We start from the raw sequence: 18,055 nt of genomic DNA, 5'->3' as shown, positions 1-18,055 counted from the left end.
CAAACACTGAATCACCGGCTCGGCACGCCGGGCAACGGCTTCACGCCAAGGATCTGGACAATGTCCAGAAATAAAACGTGTACGGATACGGAGTGTCTACCGGTCCACACCGTCCGGAATGCCCATCTCGAACCAGACCACCTTCCCCGCGCTCAGCCGCGTCGCTCCCCAGCGCTGCGCCATCCGGTTGACGAGGTAGAGCCCGCGCCCGCCCTCGTCCTGCGGCTGCGCGTGGCGCATCCGCGGCAGCGTCGGGGCGTCGTCGCCCACCTCGCAGCGCAGCACGTCGGTACGGAGCAGCCGCAACGTGATGGGACGCTCGGCGTACCGCACCGCATTGGTCACCACCTCGCTGACCAGCAGCTCCGTCGCCTCGGTCAGCGGCTCCAGGTTCCAGCGGCCGAGCGCCTGGCGCACCAGCCGCCGGGCCCGGCCGGCCGTCTGCGCCCGGGGCTCCAGGAACCAGTAGGCGACGTCGCGCGGCGCGATGCCGTCGAAGCGGGCGGCCAGCAGCGCGATGTCGTCGTCCCGGTCGCCCGGGCCGACGATCTCCAGCACCTCGTCGCACAGCGGCTCCAGCGGCGGCGGGCACACCACCGCCGACGCCGTGTGCAGCCGCTCGCGCAGCATCTCGATGCCGCCCCACACGTCGCGGGTGCGGGACTCCACCAGCCCGTCGGTGTACAGCAGCAGCGTCGCCCCGGCCGGGGCCGGCAGCTCGACCGCCTCGAAGGGCACGCCGCCCACGCCGATCGGCGCGCCCGGCGGCACACGCAGCACCTCGGCCAGGCCGCTGGCGTGCAGCAGCACCGGCGGCGGGTGGCCCGCGTTGGCGATGGTCACCCGGTGCGCTATCGGGTCGTAGACCGCGTAGATGCAGGTGGCCATGCGGTCCTGGCCGAGCCGCTGGGCCTGCTCGTCCAGGTGGTAGAGCACCTCCTGCGGCGACAGGTCCAGGCCGGCCAGGGTCTGCACGGTCGTCCGCAGCTGGCCCATGATCGCCGCCGAGGTCATGGAGTGGCCCATGACGTCGCCGACCACCAGCGCCACCCGGCTGCCCGGCAGCGGGATCGCGTCGTACCAGTCGCCGCCGACCCGGGCCGACTCGGCGGCGGGCAGGTAGCGGCTGGCCAGCCGGACCCCCGTGGGCTCCGGCAGGGAGTCCGGCAGCATCTCGCGCTGCAGGGAGTCGGCGATGGACGCCTCGCGGTCGTAGAGCACCGCCTTGTCCACGCCGAGCGCGGTGTGGGTGGCCAGCTGCGCCGCGATCAGCAGGTCGTCCTGGTCGAACGGGGCGCGCTCGGGACGGCGCAGCAGCACGGTCGCGCCGATCACCCGGCGGCGGCCGCGCAGCGGTGCCAGGATCGCCCGGCGTCCGTTCGGAAGGTCTAACGTCTCGCCGAACTCGGCCTCCCGGCAGCCACCGACCAGCTCGTGCAGGGCCGCCGTGGACTGCGCGCTCTCGGAGAACACCGGACGCACCCCGCGCAGCACTTCGGCCAGCGAGCCGTCCGTGGGGACGGTCACGACCTCGGCGGCCGAGCCGTAGGCGCCCTCCGTGGAGGGGACGACCGGCATGAGCAGCCCCTCCACCGGCTCCGGGGCGTCCTCGTCCGGCACCCGGTCGGTGCGCCGCAGCCGCAGCACCAGCGGGCCGGAGGGGCGCTCGTCGCCCACCGGCAGCGGGTCGCGCAGGTAGACCAGGATCGCGTCGGCGAAGGCGGGCACCGCGGAGCGGCACAGGCCCAGCACGATCTCGTCCAGGTCCAGGCCGCGGGCGATGCGGCGGGTGGCCGCGCCGACGTAGCGCAGCCGCTCGGTCTCGGCCTGCGCCGCCCGGCCCCGCTGCTGCGGGCCGATCTTCTTCAGCGGCTGGCCGCCGGTGGAGTCCTCGTCGACGGGGTGCCCGCCGGCCTGGCCGCCGCGGCCGCCCTGCCGGCCCGTCGCCCGTGAGGTGGGCAGCGTCGTGTCGGGGGTCCGCTGCCGGGCGCGCGGCTCGCCGCCGTCGGGCTGCGTGGGGCCGGGGACGCCCGGGGCACCCGGGTTCCCGCCGCTCGCGGTGGCCCGGCGGCCGGGTTCCACGGGGGCCGCCATCGCGGTGGCCGCCCGCCGGTCCCGGCCCGTGGAGCCGTTCCAGGACTCACCGCCCGCCGGGGCGACGCCGGGGGCCTCGGGGGTGCGCAGCCGTACGGCCTGCCGTCCGCGGGCGCCGTCCGCCGGGGCGGCGGTCATGTGCTGGACGGCGGCGACCCCCTCGCCCGCGACCACCCGGGCGGCCTGACGGTCCCGCACCTCGGCGGACCGCCGCGCGGACCGTCCGCCGCGCGCCCGCCGGCCACCGCGGCCGGGCTTGGCGGGGCCGGGCTTGGCGGGGACGGGAGCCGACGCGGGGGCGTCGGGAGGGGTCTGACGCTGTGCCGGCGGCGTGGCGGCGCCGCCGGCATCGCCGGTCCCGCCGGCGGCCGCGTCGCGCTCGGCGCCGCCGCCCCTGCGGCCCCGGCGCGGGCGTTGGCCCGCCGCGGACGGGGCCGGGGACCGGCCGGGGGCCTGCGGCCCGGGGGACGGGGACGCGACCGCCTCGTCGCCCTGCTCGGGGTCCGCGGGCAGCCGGAAGCCGGCCCGCGGATCCGGGACCGGCTCGGTGTCGCCCGGACGTGCCGGGCCGGCCGTCGTCGCCTGGGCGGCGGCCTGCTCAGAAATGCGCTCCGTGCTCACGCTGGTCGTTCCATCCGGTCGGGTGCGTCACGTGCCGGGCACGTGACGGGGCGGCCGCGTCAGGCGGGTCGTCGACAGTGCAGGAAGAGCTGCTCCTCCGGCGGCACTTCGGTGGTGTGCGGCGCGTACGCGTACGAATCCTCCTCAAGGACCACGAATCCCGCTTCGGTGACCACCTGGCGCAATTCCTCCCGTAGATAACCCGATACCCGGATGGTGTTACCAAGGAACGGAATCGCGAAGTCGTCCACGTCGGCTTCCACCATCGAAAGGGTGAACATTCCGCCCGGCAGGAGGAGGTCGTGGACGCTGCGCAGGGCCAGCGGGATCTCCACCCGCGGCAGCATCAGCAGCGAGAAGAAGGCCACGGCGGCGTCGAAGCGGCCCAGGTCCTCCGGCCCACCGGGGCCGAGGCGGCCGCCGGTCCGCAGGTCGGCGATGTCGGCCTGGTGGAAGGCCGCCCGGGGCACGTGCCGGCGGGCGAGCGCCAGCATCCCGGCGGAGAGGTCCACCCCCGTCACCTTGTGCCCGGCCTCGGTCAGCTGACGGCAGGTCGGCAGCCCCGTGCCGCAGCCGAGGTCCAGCACGCGGGAGCCCGCGGGGAGCCGCGCCAGCAGCCGCTCGCCCGCGGTGACCTGGCCCTCCTTGTAGGGGAAGGCCTCGTCGTAGCGGTCACCTATGGCGTCGAACCCCTCGGCCTGGCCGGTGCGGTCCAGCTGTATGTCCTCGTAGCCGCCGACTCCCACAGCCCGGGCCTCCCGTATGACCTTGGTGACATAGCGTCAAACTCTAGTGTGAGCCTGTGTTTTGTGCAGCACTATGGGCCACGATCTTACGATTGGGGTTGGGGTCCTCGGCAAGCCGCTCACGCGGTCACCTTGCCGGACGACCCCAGTCAACCGGAAGGGCCGGTACCGGCCACGCCGGATCCGGACGCCAGTGTTCCCATCCGTCCCGGAACGGGCGCCCCCAGTCACCGATCACGCCGACCGCCCGGCGGCCGGCCTCCCGCACCCGCTCCGCCGTCTCCGCCGTCATCAGGCCCGCGGTCTGGGCCTGCGCGAACTCGTCCTCGTCCCGCCACTGCCAGGCGCGGTCCGGGGTGACGTGGATGTCCAGGAAGTGGTCCACCGAGTCGACCCCGCCCGACCAGCGCAGACGCGGCTCCTCCAGGTTCACGTACCAGTTCTTGAAGCGCCAGCCCTGCTCCCAGAACAGCCACACCGACCAGGGCTCGTCCGGGCGCGCCAGCTTCAGCACGCCCGCGCCCCACCAGCGGTCCACGCACGTCGTGCGCGGCTTGAGGTAGCGGGTCTCCAGCGGCTCGCGGTGGATCGGCGAGCCGTCCGCCAGGACCGGCTTGACGCACTCGGTGCCCGGCGCCATCCACACCGCCAGCAGGTCCGGGTCGTCGCGGACCACGGTCACCGGGCGGCAGATGTGCACCGCGTCGCCGCCGTTGCCGCGGTAGCGCCACAGCACCTGCTCGCCGGGTGCCCAGCGGCCCGCGCCGCCGTCCCGGCCCGCTCCCTGGGAAAGAAGGATGTCCGCTGTCATGAACGGATCTTACGGACACCGTGTCACGGAGGCGTCACCCTTGAGCCGATCCTTCGTCACGCCGGACGCGGAGCGGCCGGCACCGGGCGGCCCGGACGACGGCGCCCCGCACCGTCAGGGCGCGGTCATCCGCAGCACGTCCAGCGCCTCGTCCAGCTGCTCCAGGGTGAGCTGCCCGCGCTCGACGTAGCCGGACTCCAGCACCACCTCGCGGATGGTCTTCCGCTCGGCCAGCGACCGCTTGGCGACCTTGGCCGCCTCCTCGTAGCCGATGTACTTGTTCAGCGGGGTCACCACCGACGGCGAGGACTCCGCGTACTCGCGGGCCCGCTCCACGTTCGCCGTGATCCCGTCGACCGTGCGGTCCGCCAGCAGCCGGGAGACGTTGGCGAGCAGCCGGGCCGACTCCAGGACGTTCCGGGCGATCACCGGGAGCATCACGTTCAGTTCGAAGTTGCCCGCGGCGCCGGCCGTCGTGATCGTCACGTCGTTGCCGATGACCTGCGCCGCCACCATCAGCACCGCCTCGGGGATCACCGGGTTCACCTTGCCCGGCATGATCGAGGAACCGGGCTGCAGGTCCGGCAGGGCGATCTCGGCCAGGCCGGTGCGCGGGCCGGAGCCCATCCAGCGCAGGTCGTTGGCGATCTTGGTCAGGCCCACGGCGATCGTCCGCAGCTGCCCGGAGGTCTCCACGACCCCGTCGCGGGCGCCCTGCGCCTCGAAGTGGTCCCGCGCCTCGGTCAGCGGCAGCCCGGTCGTCCGCGCCACCTCGGCGATCACCGCCGCCGAGAAGCCGGGCGGGGTGTTGATCCCCGTGCCGACCGCGGTCCCGCCCAGCGGCAGCTCCGCCAGCCGCGGCAGCGAGGCCCGCAGCCGCTCCACCCCGTACCGGACCTGGGCCGCGTAACCGCCGAACTCCTGGCCGAGCGTCACCGGCGTGGCGTCCATCAGATGCGTACGGCCGGACTTCACGACGTCCGCGAACTCTGCGGCCTTGCGCTCCAGCGACGCCGCCAGATGCTCCAGCGCCGGGACCAGGTCGCCGGTCACCGCGGCGGTCGCGGCGATGTGCAGGGAGGAGGGGAAGACGTCGTTGGAGGACTGGCTGGCGTTGACGTGGTCGTTGGGGTGCACGTCGCGGTCCAGCCGCTCGCTCGCCAGGGTCGCGATGACCTCGTTGGCGTTCATGTTGGACGAGGTGCCGGACCCGGTCTGGAAGACGTCGATCGGGAAGTGCGCGTCCCAGCGCCCCTCGGCCACCTCGGCGGCGGCCTCCTGGATCGCCTCCGCCACGTCCTTGTCCAGGACGCCCAGCTCCGCGTTCACCTTCGCAGCGGCGGCCTTGATCCGGGCGAGCGCCTCGATGTGGGCGCGCTCCAGCCCGCGTCCGCTGATGGGGAAGTTCTCCACCGCCCGCTGGGTCTGCGCGCGCCACTTGGCGTGGGCCGGGACGCGCACCTCGCCCATCGAGTCGTGCTCGGTGCGGTACTCGCGCTCGTCCCCTGCGTCCTGCTCGGACATGGCCGGAATCCCTTCCATCGCGGACATCGTCGGGCGTCCTGGTACCTCCCAGTACACCCCCTCCCCACGACAGCGGCACGGCACGTTTCATTCCCCCGGAACGCACCGCGCAACGCCGACGGCCCGGCACCGCGCACGCGGTGCCGGGCCGTCGGGACGGGTCACGCCCCCGGACGCACCGGGATGCTGGTGAACGTCGGCGCGGGGGCGGGATCGGTGAAGAAGTCGTTGCCCTTGTCGTCGACGACGATGAAGGCCGGGAAGTCCTCGACCTCGATCTTCCAGACCGCCTCCATGCCGAGCTCGGCGTACTCCAGCACCTCGACCTTCTTGATGCAGTCCTGGGCCAGGCGCGCCGCCGGGCCGCCGATCGAGCCGAGGTAGAAGCCGCCGTGCGCGGCGCACGCGTCGGTGACCTGCTTCGAGCGGTTGCCCTTGGCGAGCATCACCTTGGAGCCGCCCGCGGCCTGGAACTGCTCGACGTAGGAGTCCATGCGGCCGGCCGTGGTCGGGCCGAAGGAGCCGGAGGCGTAACCCTCGGGGGTCTTGGCCGGGCCCGCGTAGTAGACCGGGTGGTCGCGCAAGTACTGCGGCATCTCCTCGCCCGCGTCCAGCCGCTCCTTGATCTTGGCGTGCGCGATGTCGCGGGCGACGACCAGCGAGCCGGTCAGCGACAGCCGGGTCTTGACCGGGTACTTGGACAGCTCGGCCAGTACCTCGTCCATCGGGCGGTCCAGGTCGACGCGCACGACGTCCTCGTCCGACAGGTGCTCGTCGGTGGTCTCCGGCAGGTACCGGGCCGGGTCGGTCTCCAGCTGCTCCAGGAAGACGCCCTCGGCGGTGATCTTGGCGACGGCCTGGCGGTCGGCGGAGCAGGACACGGCGATGGCGACCGGCAGGGAGGCGCCGTGCCGGGGCAGCCGCACCACGCGCACGTCGTGGCAGAAGTACTTGCCGCCGAACTGCGCGCCGATGCCGATCTTCTGCGTCAGCTCGAAGACCTTCTCCTCCAGCTCCTTGTCCCGGAAGCCGTGGCCGGTCGGCGAACCCTCGCCCGGCAGCTCGTCCAGGTAGTGCGCGGAGGCGTACTTGGCGGTCTTCAGCGCGTACTCGGCGGAGGTGCCGCCGACGACGATCGCCAGGTGGTACGGCGGGCAGGCCGCCGTGCCGAGCGAACGGATCTTCTCCTCCAGGAACTTCATCATGGAGGCCTCGTTCAGGACCGCCTTGGTCTCCTGGTAGAGGAAGGACTTGTTGGCCGAGCCGCCGCCCTTGGCCATGAACAGGAACTTGTAGGCGCCGCCGTCGGTCGCGTACAGCTCGATCTGGGCCGGAAGGTTGGAGCCGGTGTTCTTCTCCTCCCACATGGTCAGCGGGGCCATCTGGGAGTAGCGCAGGTTGAGCTTGGTGTAGGCGTCGAAGATGCCGTGCGAGAGGGCTTCCTCGTCGCCGCCCGCCGTCAGCACGTTCTGGCCGCGCTTGCCCATCACGATCGCGGTGCCGGTGTCCTGGCACATCGGCAGCACGCCGGCGGCGGCGATGTTGGCGTTCTTCAGCAGGTCCAGGGCGACGAAGCGGTCGTTGGCGGACGCCTCGGGGTCGTCCAGGATGCGGCGCAGCTGGGCGAGGTGCGCGGGACGCAGGTAGTGGGAGATGTCGTGCATCGCCTCGGCGGCGAGCGTGCGCAGTGCCTCCGGCTCCACCTTGAGGAACGTCCGGCCGTCGGCCTCGAAGGTGCTGACGCCCTCGGAGGTGATCAGTCGGTACGGAGTGGTGTCCTCACCGAGGGGAAGCAGATCCGTATAGGCGAACTCGGGCATAAGGGACATCCTCACTGGCGCTGCGTCATAGAAGCCCAACAAGCGTAGAACGTGCGCGGGGTACCGGATGTGTGAGGTGACCCTCACCGGCCCTAGTCGCGATCTATCGCGTTTGTGTACGGTAGTCGGGTGGATGAGTCGTCGCTCCAGAAGCGTGAACAGCACCCCGTGCGCCCCGTGGCCGAAGCCGATCTCCGCGCGTCCGACGCGGACCGCGACCGGGTGGCCGACATCCTTCGCGATGCCCTGGCGGAGGGCCGCCTGACCACCGAGGAGCACTCCGAGCGGCTCGACGGGGTCTACGCGGCCAAGACCGTCGGCGAACTGGAGCCGTACGTCCGTGACCTCCCCGCGGGCCGCACCGCGAGCGCGCCCGCCCCGGCGCCGGGGGCGCACCACTGGGTGCCCGACGGGTCCGGGGAGAACCCCAACCTGATCGGCATCCTCGGCGGCGCCGAGCGCAAGGGCCGCTGGCGGGTCGGCTCGAAGATCAACGCCGTCGCCATCATGGGCGGCGTCGTCATCGACCTCACCGAGGCCACCTTCACCAGCCCCGAGCTCGTCATCAACTGCACCGCCATCATGGGCGGCGTCGAGATCAAGGTCCCCGAGAACGTCACCCTGCGCGGCGGCGGCGTCGTGGGCATCATGGGCGGCTCCGACGTGAAGGCGTACGAGGCGCCCGACCCGAACGCCCCCGTCATCAAGGTCCAGGGCTTCGCCTTCTGGGGCGGCGTCGAGGCCAAGCCGCGCCGCGGCAAGCGCGTGAAGAAGAAGGGGCTCGGCCCCGCGGAGCTCGACGGCTGACCGCAGGGCCCGGCGGCCCACCGCGGCGCGGCCCAACTCCCGCGCCGCGTACGGGGATCGAAGGAACACACCACGGGCCGGCGGGCGGCGTGCCCGGCACGGTGCGCATGAACGCGCGCACAGCGGGTAGGGCAAGAGGACACGTCGCTCGCCGCAGCCCTCCTCACGCCGACAGACCCGTGGAGACGCACCGGCACCGCAGCGACGGGCAAGGGTGACACCAAGCCGAGCCGTCGTCAGGAGTATCCCGTGCTTCAACCGATCGAGCCCCCGGCACCCTCCAGGTCCTCCCTGAGTCACCCCCGGGACCTGGGCGGCCCATGGCACGCGGAGGCGGCGTGCCGCAGTGACGAGGCGGGTCTGTTCTTCGCGCCGTCCAAGGAGCCGACCGCGGCGCGGCTGTCCCGTGAGGAGGCCGCCAAGCGGGTCTGCGCGCGCTGCCCGGTGATGCTGGAGTGCCGCGAACACGCGCTGCTGCAGCCGGAGCCCTACGGGGTGTGGGGCGGGATGACCGCCGCCGAGCGCAGGGTCGTCCTTGCCCGGCGCCGCCGCCGCGAGGCGGAGCTGCAGCGGCCCGGGACGCGGATCGCCGCGGCGGGCTGAGACGGGAGCGAGGACCGGGACCCCGCCGTGCCGGCGGGCTCCCGGTCCTCGTCCGTGGGTGCGCGGCGCGGGGCCGCGGCGGCTCAGCGTGCGCGGTCGAAGTCGATGGTGCTGTAGGCGCGCAGCTTCGACAGGCGGTGCGTGGAGTCGATCTGGCGGATCGTGCCGGACTTCGAGCGCATGACCAGCGACTGGGTGATGGCCGTCTCGGCGCGGTACCGCACTCCGCGCAGCAGCTCGCCGTCCGTGATGCCGGTGGCGACGAAGAAGACGTTGTCGCCCCTGACCAGGTCGTCCGTGTGCAGGATGCGGTCCAGGTCGTGACCCGCGTCCAGGGCGCGGCGCTTCTCCGCCTCGTCCTTCGGCCACAGCTTGCCCTGGATGGTGCCGCCCAGGCACTTGATCGCGCAGGCCGCGATGATGCCCTCGGGTGTGCCGCCGACGCCCATCAGCATGTCGACGCCGGTGCCCTCCCGGACGGCCATGATCGCGCCGGCCACGTCGCCGTCGGAGATGAACTTGATGCGCGCCCCGGTCTCCCGGATCTCCTTGACGATGCCCTCGTGGCGTGGACGGTCGAGCACGACGACCGTGACGTCCTCGGGGGCGCTGCCCTTCGCCTTGGCGACCCGGCGGACGTTCACCGACGGCGGGGCCGTGATGTCGACGTAGTCGGCGGCCTCGGGGCCGGTGACCAGCTTGTCCATGTAGAAGACGGCCGAGGGGTCGTACATCGTGCCGCGGTCGGCGGCGGCGAGCACCGCGATGGCGTTGGGCATGCCCTTGGCGGTCAGGGTGGTGCCGTCGATCGGGTCCACGGCGATGTCGCACTCCGCGCCGTTCCCGTCGCCGATGCGTTCGCCGTTGAAGAGCATCGGGGCCTCGTCCTTCTCCCCCTCGCCGATGACGACGACGCCGTTCATCGACACGGTGGAGACGAGGGTGCGCATGGCCTTGACGGCCGCGCCGTCGGCGCCGTTCTTGTCGCCGCGCCCGACCCAGCGGCCGGCCGCCATGGCGGCGGCCTCGGTGACCCGGACGAGCTCCAGGGCGAGGTTGCGGTCGGGGGCCTCGGGATTCACCTCGAGCTGCGGCGGCAGAGTGTGGTTCTCGTGCTGCTCGGTCATCAGCGCACCTTTCTGTACGAGGACGGCCGGAATAGAGGGTGTTACGACCTTATCCGGACCCCGCCAGGATGAGCAGGGCACCCGTCACATGAGCGGATTTCCCGCCGGGTGCGACCCCGGGCGGCCGGACGGTCCGGGGCATGGGGGACCATAGGGGACGTGGCAAAGAAGCGCGGCACGGAAACCCTGCGGGACATGGTGCTCTCGATGGCGGCGATCGGCGTCGTCGCCGGAGGCATCTGGCTGTTCATCCCGCACGACGAGAACCACGACCCCGTCAAGGTGGTCGGCTACCGGGTCGAGCTCGACCAGGCACGGCGCGACGCCCCCTACGGGGTCGCGGCGCCGGAGGGCCTCGGCGAGGACTGGCGGGCGACCTCGGTGACGTACGAGTCCACCGACCCGAAGGCCGTGCGGTGGCACCTGGGCTTCGTCGACCCGGAGAACGAGTACGCGGCCGTCGAGCAGAGCAACGAGGCCGCGGAGAAGTTCGTCGCCGCCAAGAGCCACGAGGCGGAGCGGGTCGGCACCCGCAGCGTCGGGGGCGAGACCTGGCAGCGCTACGAGGGCCCCAAGTACGACGCGCTGGTGCGCGAGGAGGGCGGGGTGACCACGATGGTCACCGGCACGGCCCCGATGGCCCGGCTCGCGGAACTGGCCGGGGCGCTCGAGCAGCGCGGCGGCGTGCAGGGCTGAACCCCGTCACCGCCGCCGGCCCGGGGGTGCCCGCCGCGGGGGAGAGCCCCGAGCCGCACCCCCTGGCCGCGACGGGGACCCGCGCGCTCGGCCGTCGTGTCGGAGGACGGCCCTAGGCTGGTGCCATGGCAGATCAGGACACGCTGGGGTACGAGCAGGCCCGCGACGAACTCGTCGACGTCGTTCGCCGTCTGGAGGCCGGCGGCTCCACGCTGGAGGAGTCCCTCGCCCTGTGGGAACGGGGGGAGCAGCTGGCCAAGGTGTGCCGCGACTGGCTGGAGGGCGCCCGCGCCCGGCTGGACGCGGCCCTGGCGCAGGAGTCCGGCGGCACCGCGGGCGAGGGGCCGGAGGCCGCGGAGGAGGAATGACGGGTCACCGGTCCCCGGACCGGTGACCTTCGCCTTCGTCGTCGCCGCGCCCGGTCAGCGTGTGACGCGGACGGTGAACTCGCCCCCGGCCACGCGGGCGCGCAGCTTCTCCTCCTCGGACACCTCGTCCGCGGCGCGCACGACCTGACCGTCCTCACGCTGCAGCACCGCGTACCCCCGCTGCAGCGTGGCGGCCGGGGAGAGCGCCAGGACCCGGGCCCGGGTGTGCGCCAGCTCGTCGTCCGCCCGCTCCAGGCGGTGCCGCAGATGCCGCCGGGACCGCTCCAGCAGGGCGGCGACCTGCTCCTCCCGCTCGTCCACCATCAGCTGGGGCCGCGCCATGCACGGCCGGCTCACCGCGGCGGCGAGCCCGCGCTCCTCCCGGTCCAGCAGCCCACGCATCACCCGCAGCGACCGCTGCCGCAGCTGCTCGACCCGGGCCAGCTCCTCGCCCACGTCCGGCACGACCCGCTTGGCCGCGTCGGTCGGCGTCGAGGCCCGCAGATCGGCCACCAGGTCCAGCAGCGGGGTGTCCGGCTCGTGCCCGATCGCCGACACCACCGGCGTACGGCACTCCGCGACCGTCCGCACCAGCCGCTCGTCGGAGAACGGCAGCAGGTCCTCCACGCTGCCGCCGCCCCGCGCCACGATGATCACGTCGACCTCGGGACGGGCGTCCAGGTCGCGCACCGCCTCGATCACCTGCGGCACCGCGTACGCCCCCTGGACGGGCACGTTGCGCACCTCGAAGCGGACCGCGGGCCAGCGCAGCCGCGCGTTCTCCAGCACGTCCCGCTCGGCGGCCGAGGCCCGGCCGCAGACCAGCCCGATCAGCTGCGGCAGGAACGGCAGCGGCCGCTTGCGTTCCAGGGCGAACAGGCCCTCGGCCGCCAGCCGCTTCTTCAGCTGCTCCAGCCGCAGCAGCAGGTCGCCGACGCCTATCGGACGGATCTCCGCCGCGCGCAACGACAGCTGGCCGCGCGGCGCGTACCACTCCGGCTTGGCGTGCACCACGACCCGGGCGCCCTCGCCGACCGCACCGTCGAAGGCGTCGAAGACCGCACGGCGGCACGTCACGCTGAGCGAGATGTCGTGCGACGGATCGCGCAGCGTCAGGAACACCACGCCGGCCCCCGGGCGCCGGGACAACTGGGTGATCTGCCCCTCGACCCACACCGGACCGAGCCGGTCGACCCAGCCGCCGATCAGCCGGGACACCTCGCCGACCGGGATCGGCGTCTCCGCGGACGTGTTCACAGCCATACGCCGAGACTAGCCCCCGCCACGGACAGTGACGCCCCCGCGGCCCGACCCGAATGGCGCGCCCCGCTGTCCCCGCGCACCCTGGGGTCAGCGGTGCCGCCGGCGGCACCGCACTCCACCGACAGGTCCTGGGAGGTCCCATGCGCCGACCCGGCCGGTACGGCTGGACCCCGTCCGAACGGCCGCCGCGGGTCCACGCCGGGTTCCGCGTCGGCCGCTACGGGCCCGGCTGCGGCTGCTTCAGCTGCCTGCCCCTGGCGGGGGCCGCCCTGGCGACCGGCTGGGCGCTCGCCGCCCGCCGTGCCGCACGGGGCCGGCGCGGCTGCCGCTGAGCCCCTCGGCGTGTGCCCGCCCCGCGCTGTCCGGCCGGTCGTCCCGCCGGGCACCGCGCGTGCGCCCCGGGACGCTCCGGCACCGCCCCCGCACCCCCGTCCGGAGCACCCGGGGCAGGGGTGGGGCCCCGTCCGGGGCCCGTACGATGGGCACATGACCGCTACGACTTCCCGCCGCGTCCTGCTCGCCGCCCCGCGAGGCTACTGCGCGGGTGTGGACCGTGCCGTGATCGCCGTCGAGAAGGCCCTGGAGCAGTACGGGGCCCCGATCTACGTCCGCCACGAGATCGTCCACAACAAGTACGTCGTGCAGACCCTGGAGCGGAAGGGCGCGATCTTCGTCGAGCAGACGGAGGAGGTGCCGGCGGGGTCGATCGTGATGTTCTCCGCCCACGGCGTCGCCCCGGTCGTCCACGAGGAGGCCGCCAAGGGCCGGCTCGCCACCATCGACGCGACCTGCCCCCTGGTCACCAAGGTCCACAAGGAGGCCGTGCGGTTCGCGAACGAGGACTACGACATCCTCCTGATCGGCCACGAGGGCCACGAGGAGGTCATCGGCACCTCCGGCGAGGCCCCCGACCACATCACCCTGGTCGACGGCCCCGGCGACGTCGAGAAGGTCGAGGTCCGCGACCCGTCCAAGGTCGTCTGGCTCTCCCAGACCACGCTCTCCGTGGACGAGACCATGGAGACCGTCGACGCGCTCAAGGAGAAGTTCCCGCTGCTGATCTCGCCGCCGAGCGACGACATCTGCTACGCCACGCAGAACCGCCAGCTGGCCGTGAAGCAGATGGGCGCCGAGGCGGACCTGGTCATCGTCGTCGGCTCGCGCAACTCCTCCAACTCCGTGCGCCTGGTGGAGGTCGCCAAGCTGGCCGGCGCCCGCGCCTCCTACCTGGTCGACTTCGCCGACGAGATCGAGGAGGCGTGGCTGGACGGCGTCTCCACGGTCGGCGTCACCTCCGGCGCCTCCGTGCCCGAGGTGCTCGTCGAGCAGGTGCTGGAGTGGCTGTCCGCCCGCGGCTTCGAGGACGTGGAGATCGTCAAGGCCGCCGAGGAGTCGATCACCTTCTCGCTGCCCAAGGAACTCCGCCGCGACCTGCGCGCGGAGGCCGGCGAACTCATGCGGGGCGACACCTCCGAGGGGTGACCGACCGTGCCACGTCGTAGCGTTGGGGCATGAGCGTTTTCGGTGTGGACATCGGCGGATCGGGCATCAAGGGTGCCCCGGTCGACCTCGGGCGTGGCGACCTGGCGGAGGAGCGCTTCAAAGTGCTCACCCCCCATCCCGCGACCCCGGACGCCGTCGCGGAGTGCGTGAAGCAGGTCGTGGACCACTTCGGGTGGACGGGCCCGGTGGGGGCCACGTTCCCCGGAGTGGTGACGCACGGCATGACACGTACGGCGGCGAACGTCGACAAGGGCTGGATCGACATGGACGCCGCCGGGCTCCTGTCGCAGAAGGTCGGCTGCGCGGTGACGCTGCTCAACGACGCGGACGCCGCCGGCATGGCGGAGATGGAGTACGGGGCGGGCCGCGGCCGCAAGGGCACGGTCGTCGTGCTCACCCTCGGCACCGGCATCGGCAGCGCCGTCTTCATCGACGGCGCCCTGCTGCCCAACACGGAGCTGGGCCACCTCGAACTGCACGGCCACGACGCCGAGACGAAGGCCTCCACCAAGGCGAAGGACGACGAGGGCCTCAGCTGGGAGCACTGGGCCAAGCGCGTGCACAAGTACCTCGCCCACGTCGAGATGCTCTTCTCGCCCGAGCTGTTCATCCTCGGCGGCGGGGTCAGCCGCAAGGCCGACAAGTTCCTTCCGCTCCTGACCGGCATCAGGGCCGAGATCGTGCCGGCCGCGCTGCAGAACAACGCGGGCATCGTCGGCGCGGGCATGGCGGCGGCCGCGGTCCGCTCCTGACCGCGGCCGCCGGCGAGGTGGCCGGGGACCGGTGCCCGTGGGGGCGCCCCCCGGCCGCCCGGGGCCGCGGCGGCGGGCGCCGTCAGCGGCGCCGTTCGCGCATCACATAGGCCACCTTCCGCCCGGCCACGATCATCGCGGCACCGACCGTGCCGCCGTACAGCCAGCCCGTCAGGGTGGCGAGTCCGGTCAGCAGGCCCATCACATGGCCCGTGAAGCCCCCGCCGTCGCCGTCGGCCGTCACGGCCAGCGCGATGGTGAAGGCGATGGGCGCGCTGACCGGCGCCGCCGACAGGTCGTACGGCCGTACGAAGGCGCCGGCCGCGAGGCAGGCCAGCAGGAAGACGACCCCGAAGAGGGTGCCGGGCTCGCCCGTGATCAGCGAGTCCGCGGCGCCGCCCGCGAGCGCGGTCAGCGTGAGGAAGACGCCCGTGCCCAGTCCGGTCAGCCGGGGCTCCGTCCGGCGCAGCCGTGCCACCCGCAGCAGCAACTGCCCCCGGGGCAGGCCGCCCCGGACGGCTGTCGCGCCCTGCGGGCGACGCTGCGGGCGGGCCGGCCGCGGCAGCGGGGAGGCGGCGGTGGGGGCACCGTTCTTGTGGGGTGTGCGCGCACTGTGTTGCTCCACGCACCCAACGTAGGCGCCGGGGAGGGGGGAAACGGGGGCAGGACACGACTTTTCACCGCCTCAGGGGGCTGCTCGGGGCGCGGCCACCCGGGGGCCGCCGCGTTCCGTAGACTGGTGGATCGGTCCGCCGGTCGCCCCGCCCGGGCGCGGCGGCCCATTCCACCCACATCTCGCTACGGGAAGTCGTCACGTGTCGCTCACGATCGGAATCGTCGGCCTGCCGAACGTCGGCAAGTCGACCCTGTTCAACGCCCTGACCAAGAACGACGTGCTGGCGGCCAACTACCCGTTCGCCACGATCGAGCCCAACGTCGGCGTGGTCGGCGTCCCCGATCCGCGTCTGGACACGCTCGCCGGGATCTTCGAGTCGCAGCGCAAGCTTCCCGCGACCGTGGACTTCGTCGACATCGCCGGCATCGTGCGCGGCGCCAGCGAGGGCGCGGGCCTGGGCAACAAGTTCCTCGCGAACATCCGCGAGTCCGACGCGATCTGCCAGGTCATCCGGGCCTTCGTCGACCCGGACGTGGTCCACGTCGACGGCAAGGTGTCGCCCAAGGACGACATCGAGACGATCAACACCGAGCTGATCCTCGCCGACCTGCAGACCATCGAGAAGGTCGTGCCGCGGCTGACGAAGGAGGCCCGCCTCCAGAAGGAGAAGGCCTCGGTGCTCGCCGCCGTCCAGGAGGCCCAGCAGATCCTGGAGGACGGCCGCACGCTGTTCTCCTCCGGCATCACCGCCGGCACCGAGAAGGGCGGCCTGCTGCACGAGCTGCACCTGCTGACGACCAAGCCCTTCCTGTACGTCTTCAACGTCGACGAGGACGAGCTGGGCGACGAGGCCTTCAAGGCCGAGCAGCGGGCCCTGGTCGCCCCGGCCGAGGCGATCTTCCTGAACGCCAAGATCGAGTCCGAGCTCATCGAGCTGGAGGACGACGAGGCCCTGGAGCTGCTGCAGTCCATGGGCCAGGACGAGCCGGGCCTCGCCACCCTCGCCCGGGTCGGATTCGACACCCTCGGCCTGCAGACGTACCTCACCGCGGGCCCCAAGGAGGCCCGGGCCTGGACGATCAAGAAGGGCGCCACCGCCCCCGAGGCCGCCGGTGTCATCCACACCGACTTCCAGAAGGGCTTCATCAAGGCGGAGATCGTCTCCTTCCACGACCTGGTGGAGACCGGCTCCATCCCCGAGGCCCGCGCCAAGGGCAAGGCCCGCATGGAGGGCAAGGACTACGTCATGCAGGACGGCGACGTGGTGGAGTTCCGCTTCAACGTGTAGCCATCTCGTTGCCGCATGTGAGGTAGCTGCGTCAAATCTGCAGGTCAGAAGGGGTCGGACTCTGGTGAGTCCGACCCCTTCTGCATTCCCGTGCTGACTTGGTGCTGACTTTTCAACTGCTTCGGGGTGGCGTGAGCTTGTCGAGGTCCAGGCTGACCGGGAAGGGCACCGGGCGCTGGAGGGTGCCTCGGAAGATCCCGGCGGGCGCGTAGGCGCCGGTGGGTTCGTCGAGCTCGTAGACGTGGACGACAGGTGCCCCGTCCTCGTCCTCGATGCACCAGTAGTGCGGGATGCCGGCCTCCGCGTACTTGCGGAGTTTTACTGTGCGATCGCGATGGGCGGACTCCGGGGAGACGACCTCGACGACGAGCCGGACATCCTCCGGTGCGAACCAGGTACGGTCGCCGTCGAAATCGGCCGTCGTCACCAGCAGGTCCGGTTCGGGACGGTTGCGCTGGTCGAGCTTGATGGTCATCTCGCGGCCGACTCGGGTGCCGGCGGGCACCTGCTCCATGAGTGCGACGGTGAGCATGGTGACGAGGTGGCCGTGCCACCACCTCTGGGGCGACATCATGAAGACGAGGGCTCCGTCGATCAGCTCGGTGTGGCGCGGCGCTTCCGGGAGGTGGTCCAGGTCCTCCGCGAACCAGCCTTCCGCGCGCGGCGGGCGCATCCAGTCGGGCAGTGCGGTCATGGCTTCACGCTAGCGGCCCGCAGCTCAGGCTGGAGGGCCAACCATCCCGGCCCGGGGCGCGCCATATGTCCGTGCGCTTGAGAGATCGCACGACTCGGTGGTCGCCGACCCTCAGGCGCCGGCGCTCGGGCTGCGATACGACTGGTAGCGACCCGCGACGGCCGCGCAAGGTGACGGGCAGCCGATCGTTGTCCCCCGTAGGTCACAGCACGGCGACGGAAACCGCGCAGCGGCGGAGGCTGGGGGCGCCGGGCGCCACCATGGCGGGCATGATGCGTACACGCCTCAGTGCCGCGGCGCTGCTCGCCGCCGTACTCCTCGCGGTCCCCGCCTGCAGCTCCGGCAGCGACGACACCGGCGAGCCCGGCGGCGGCGCCACGCCGTCCGCCGGGGCACCCGGTTCGAAGGTGCCGGACATCAGCGAGGGCGTCCCGCAGGAGCCGACCGGGGCCGAACGCGCGGCGCTGGTGGCCGCGCTCAAGGCGGTCGACCCGGCCCTGGCCGCCGACGCCGACAAGGCCGTGGCCAACGCGCGCCAGCAGTGCGCCACCGTCACCGGCGGCGGCAACGCGGTGGCCGCGGCCCAGTCGCGCTTCGGCAGCGCCGGCCACCAGGTCACGGAGGAAGAGGCCAAGGCCATCAACGCGGTGCTGGAGCAGACCCTCTGCCCGTCCTGAACCCGCCCCGCCCCGCATCGCCTACGGGGTACGGGGCCGGGTCGG

The 18,055-nt window shown here is 72.8% G+C and carries 18 protein-coding genes; 9 read left to right on the top strand and 9 right to left on the bottom strand.

Features of this window, described 5'->3' with window-relative positions:
• Positions 1 to 96: 96 nt before the first annotated feature.
• The 5 genes from ACFZAU_RS06440 to ACFZAU_RS06420 form a co-directional block, all read right to left on the bottom strand.
• Positions 97 to 2,715 carry a SpoIIE family protein phosphatase gene (locus ACFZAU_RS06440; RefSeq protein WP_500551317.1) on the bottom strand — a complete coding sequence of 873 codons (2,619 nt, stop codon included), beginning with the start codon at positions 2,713 to 2,715 and terminating at the stop codon, positions 97 to 99.
• A 59-nt stretch (positions 2,716 to 2,774) separates the two neighbouring features.
• Positions 2,775 to 3,461, bottom strand: coding sequence for a class I SAM-dependent DNA methyltransferase (locus ACFZAU_RS06435; protein WP_500551316.1), 687 nt, complete (start codon positions 3,459 to 3,461; stop codon positions 2,775 to 2,777).
• A 127-nt stretch (positions 3,462 to 3,588) separates the two neighbouring features.
• Positions 3,589 to 4,272, bottom strand: a complete 684-nt coding sequence (gene fomD / locus ACFZAU_RS06430; protein WP_500551315.1) for a cytidylyl-2-hydroxypropylphosphonate hydrolase — start codon at positions 4,270 to 4,272, stop codon at positions 3,589 to 3,591.
• 114 nt (positions 4,273 to 4,386) lie between these two features.
• A complete protein-coding gene (locus ACFZAU_RS06425; RefSeq protein WP_500551314.1) occupies positions 4,387 to 5,796 on the bottom strand; it encodes a class II fumarate hydratase in 1,410 nt (469 codons plus the stop codon).
• Positions 5,797 to 5,957: 161 nt separating this feature from the next.
• The gene (locus ACFZAU_RS06420) at positions 5,958 to 7,616 is read right to left on the bottom strand and encodes a fumarate hydratase (RefSeq protein WP_500551313.1); all 1,659 of its coding nucleotides are present in this window, start codon (positions 7,614 to 7,616) and stop codon (positions 5,958 to 5,960) included.
• A gap of 129 nt (positions 7,617 to 7,745) precedes the next feature.
• Between ACFZAU_RS06420 and ACFZAU_RS06415 the strand changes: the two genes are divergently transcribed.
• Positions 7,746 to 8,423: a DUF1707 SHOCT-like domain-containing protein gene (locus tag ACFZAU_RS06415; RefSeq protein ID WP_500459156.1), complete on the top strand. Its 678-nt coding sequence runs from the start codon at positions 7,746 to 7,748 to the stop codon at positions 8,421 to 8,423.
• A 249-nt stretch (positions 8,424 to 8,672) separates the two neighbouring features.
• On the top strand, positions 8,673 to 9,026 hold the full coding sequence (locus tag ACFZAU_RS06410; RefSeq protein ID WP_499610244.1) for a WhiB family transcriptional regulator: 354 nt from the start codon (positions 8,673 to 8,675) through the stop codon (positions 9,024 to 9,026).
• An 83-nt stretch (positions 9,027 to 9,109) separates the two neighbouring features.
• On the opposite strand, the gene glpX is transcribed toward ACFZAU_RS06410, so the two are convergent.
• Positions 9,110 to 10,153 carry a class II fructose-bisphosphatase gene (gene glpX / locus ACFZAU_RS06405; protein ID WP_500459157.1) on the bottom strand — a complete coding sequence of 348 codons (1,044 nt, stop codon included), beginning with the start codon at positions 10,151 to 10,153 and terminating at the stop codon, positions 9,110 to 9,112.
• Positions 10,154 to 10,348: 195 nt separating this feature from the next.
• Here glpX and ACFZAU_RS06400 point away from each other — a divergent pair, with 195 nt between their 5' ends.
• Positions 10,349 to 10,849, top strand: a complete 501-nt coding sequence (locus ACFZAU_RS06400) for a DUF4245 domain-containing protein (RefSeq protein ID WP_499610267.1) — start codon at positions 10,349 to 10,351, stop codon at positions 10,847 to 10,849.
• 125 nt (positions 10,850 to 10,974) lie between these two features.
• A complete protein-coding gene (locus ACFZAU_RS06395; RefSeq protein ID WP_499607203.1) occupies positions 10,975 to 11,217 on the top strand; it encodes an exodeoxyribonuclease VII small subunit in 243 nt (80 codons plus the stop codon).
• Between the two features lie 54 nt (positions 11,218 to 11,271).
• Here the strand turns inward: ACFZAU_RS06395 and xseA are convergent, their stop codons facing one another.
• Positions 11,272 to 12,480 (bottom strand): exodeoxyribonuclease VII large subunit, encoded by a 1,209-nt coding sequence (gene xseA, locus ACFZAU_RS06390; RefSeq protein ID WP_500459159.1) that lies wholly within the window; start codon positions 12,478 to 12,480, stop codon positions 11,272 to 11,274.
• A gap of 140 nt (positions 12,481 to 12,620) precedes the next feature.
• On the opposite strand from xseA, the gene ACFZAU_RS06385 reads away from it, so the two are divergent.
• The 3 genes from ACFZAU_RS06385 (at position 12,621) to ppgK (ending at position 14,735) form a co-directional block, all read left to right on the top strand.
• The gene (locus tag ACFZAU_RS06385) at positions 12,621 to 12,812 is read left to right on the top strand and encodes a hypothetical protein (RefSeq protein WP_500551312.1); all 192 of its coding nucleotides are present in this window, start codon (positions 12,621 to 12,623) and stop codon (positions 12,810 to 12,812) included.
• A gap of 154 nt (positions 12,813 to 12,966) precedes the next feature.
• A complete protein-coding gene (locus tag ACFZAU_RS06380; protein WP_500459160.1) occupies positions 12,967 to 13,962 on the top strand; it encodes a 4-hydroxy-3-methylbut-2-enyl diphosphate reductase in 996 nt (331 codons plus the stop codon).
• A 29-nt stretch (positions 13,963 to 13,991) separates the two neighbouring features.
• Positions 13,992 to 14,735, top strand: a complete 744-nt coding sequence (ppgK, locus tag ACFZAU_RS06375; protein ID WP_500551311.1) for a polyphosphate--glucose phosphotransferase — start codon at positions 13,992 to 13,994, stop codon at positions 14,733 to 14,735.
• Positions 14,736 to 14,817: 82 nt separating this feature from the next.
• Here the strand turns inward: ppgK and ACFZAU_RS06370 are convergent, their stop codons facing one another.
• Positions 14,818 to 15,360 carry a DUF6542 domain-containing protein gene (locus ACFZAU_RS06370; RefSeq protein WP_500459161.1) on the bottom strand — a complete coding sequence of 181 codons (543 nt, stop codon included), beginning with the start codon at positions 15,358 to 15,360 and terminating at the stop codon, positions 14,818 to 14,820.
• 190 nt (positions 15,361 to 15,550) lie between these two features.
• Between ACFZAU_RS06370 and ychF the strand changes: the two genes are divergently transcribed.
• Positions 15,551 to 16,639: a redox-regulated ATPase YchF gene (gene ychF / locus ACFZAU_RS06365; RefSeq protein WP_500551310.1), complete on the top strand. Its 1,089-nt coding sequence runs from the start codon at positions 15,551 to 15,553 to the stop codon at positions 16,637 to 16,639.
• Between the two features lie 112 nt (positions 16,640 to 16,751).
• On the opposite strand, the gene ACFZAU_RS06360 is transcribed toward ychF, so the two are convergent.
• Complete coding sequence (locus ACFZAU_RS06360) at positions 16,752 to 17,333, bottom strand: Uma2 family endonuclease (RefSeq protein ID WP_500551309.1); 582 nt, start codon at positions 17,331 to 17,333, stop codon at positions 16,752 to 16,754.
• A gap of 269 nt (positions 17,334 to 17,602) precedes the next feature.
• Here ACFZAU_RS06360 and ACFZAU_RS06355 point away from each other — a divergent pair, with 269 nt between their 5' ends.
• Positions 17,603 to 18,010: a hypothetical protein gene (locus ACFZAU_RS06355; RefSeq protein WP_500551308.1), complete on the top strand. Its 408-nt coding sequence runs from the start codon at positions 17,603 to 17,605 to the stop codon at positions 18,008 to 18,010.
• Positions 18,011 to 18,055: the final 45 nt, after the last annotated feature.

This window comes from Streptomyces sp. NPDC008238 (assembly GCF_042956445.1).
Classification (GTDB): Bacteria; Actinomycetota; Actinomycetes; order Streptomycetales; family Streptomycetaceae; genus Actinacidiphila.
This window is presented reverse-complemented; position numbering and strand designations above follow the sequence as displayed.

Excerpts from the sequence above, each read along its gene's own strand:
- ACFZAU_RS06355 (WP_500551308.1), top strand. The coding sequence starts at position 17,603 with ATGATGCGTACACGCCTCAGTGCCGCGGCGCTGCTCGCCGCCGTACTC.
- fomD (WP_500551315.1), bottom strand. The coding sequence starts at position 4,272 with ATGACAGCGGACATCCTTCTTTCCCAGGGAGCGGGCCGGGACGGCGGC.
- ACFZAU_RS06425 (WP_500551314.1), bottom strand. The coding sequence starts at position 5,796 with ATGTCCGAGCAGGACGCAGGGGACGAGCGCGAGTACCGCACCGAGCAC.
- xseA (WP_500459159.1), bottom strand. The coding sequence starts at position 12,480 with ATGGCTGTGAACACGTCCGCGGAGACGCCGATCCCGGTCGGCGAGGTG.
- ACFZAU_RS06395 (WP_499607203.1), top strand. The coding sequence starts at position 10,975 with ATGGCAGATCAGGACACGCTGGGGTACGAGCAGGCCCGCGACGAACTC.
- ACFZAU_RS06360 (WP_500551309.1), bottom strand. The coding sequence starts at position 17,333 with ATGACCGCACTGCCCGACTGGATGCGCCCGCCGCGCGCGGAAGGCTGG.
- glpX (WP_500459157.1), bottom strand. The coding sequence starts at position 10,153 with ATGACCGAGCAGCACGAGAACCACACTCTGCCGCCGCAGCTCGAGGTG.
- ACFZAU_RS06400 (WP_499610267.1), top strand. The coding sequence starts at position 10,349 with ATGGTGCTCTCGATGGCGGCGATCGGCGTCGTCGCCGGAGGCATCTGG.
- ACFZAU_RS06420 (WP_500551313.1), bottom strand. The coding sequence starts at position 7,616 with ATGCCCGAGTTCGCCTATACGGATCTGCTTCCCCTCGGTGAGGACACC.
- ppgK (WP_500551311.1), top strand. The coding sequence starts at position 13,992 with ATGAGCGTTTTCGGTGTGGACATCGGCGGATCGGGCATCAAGGGTGCC.
- ACFZAU_RS06385 (WP_500551312.1), top strand. The coding sequence starts at position 12,621 with ATGCGCCGACCCGGCCGGTACGGCTGGACCCCGTCCGAACGGCCGCCG.
- ACFZAU_RS06380 (WP_500459160.1), top strand. The coding sequence starts at position 12,967 with ATGACCGCTACGACTTCCCGCCGCGTCCTGCTCGCCGCCCCGCGAGGC.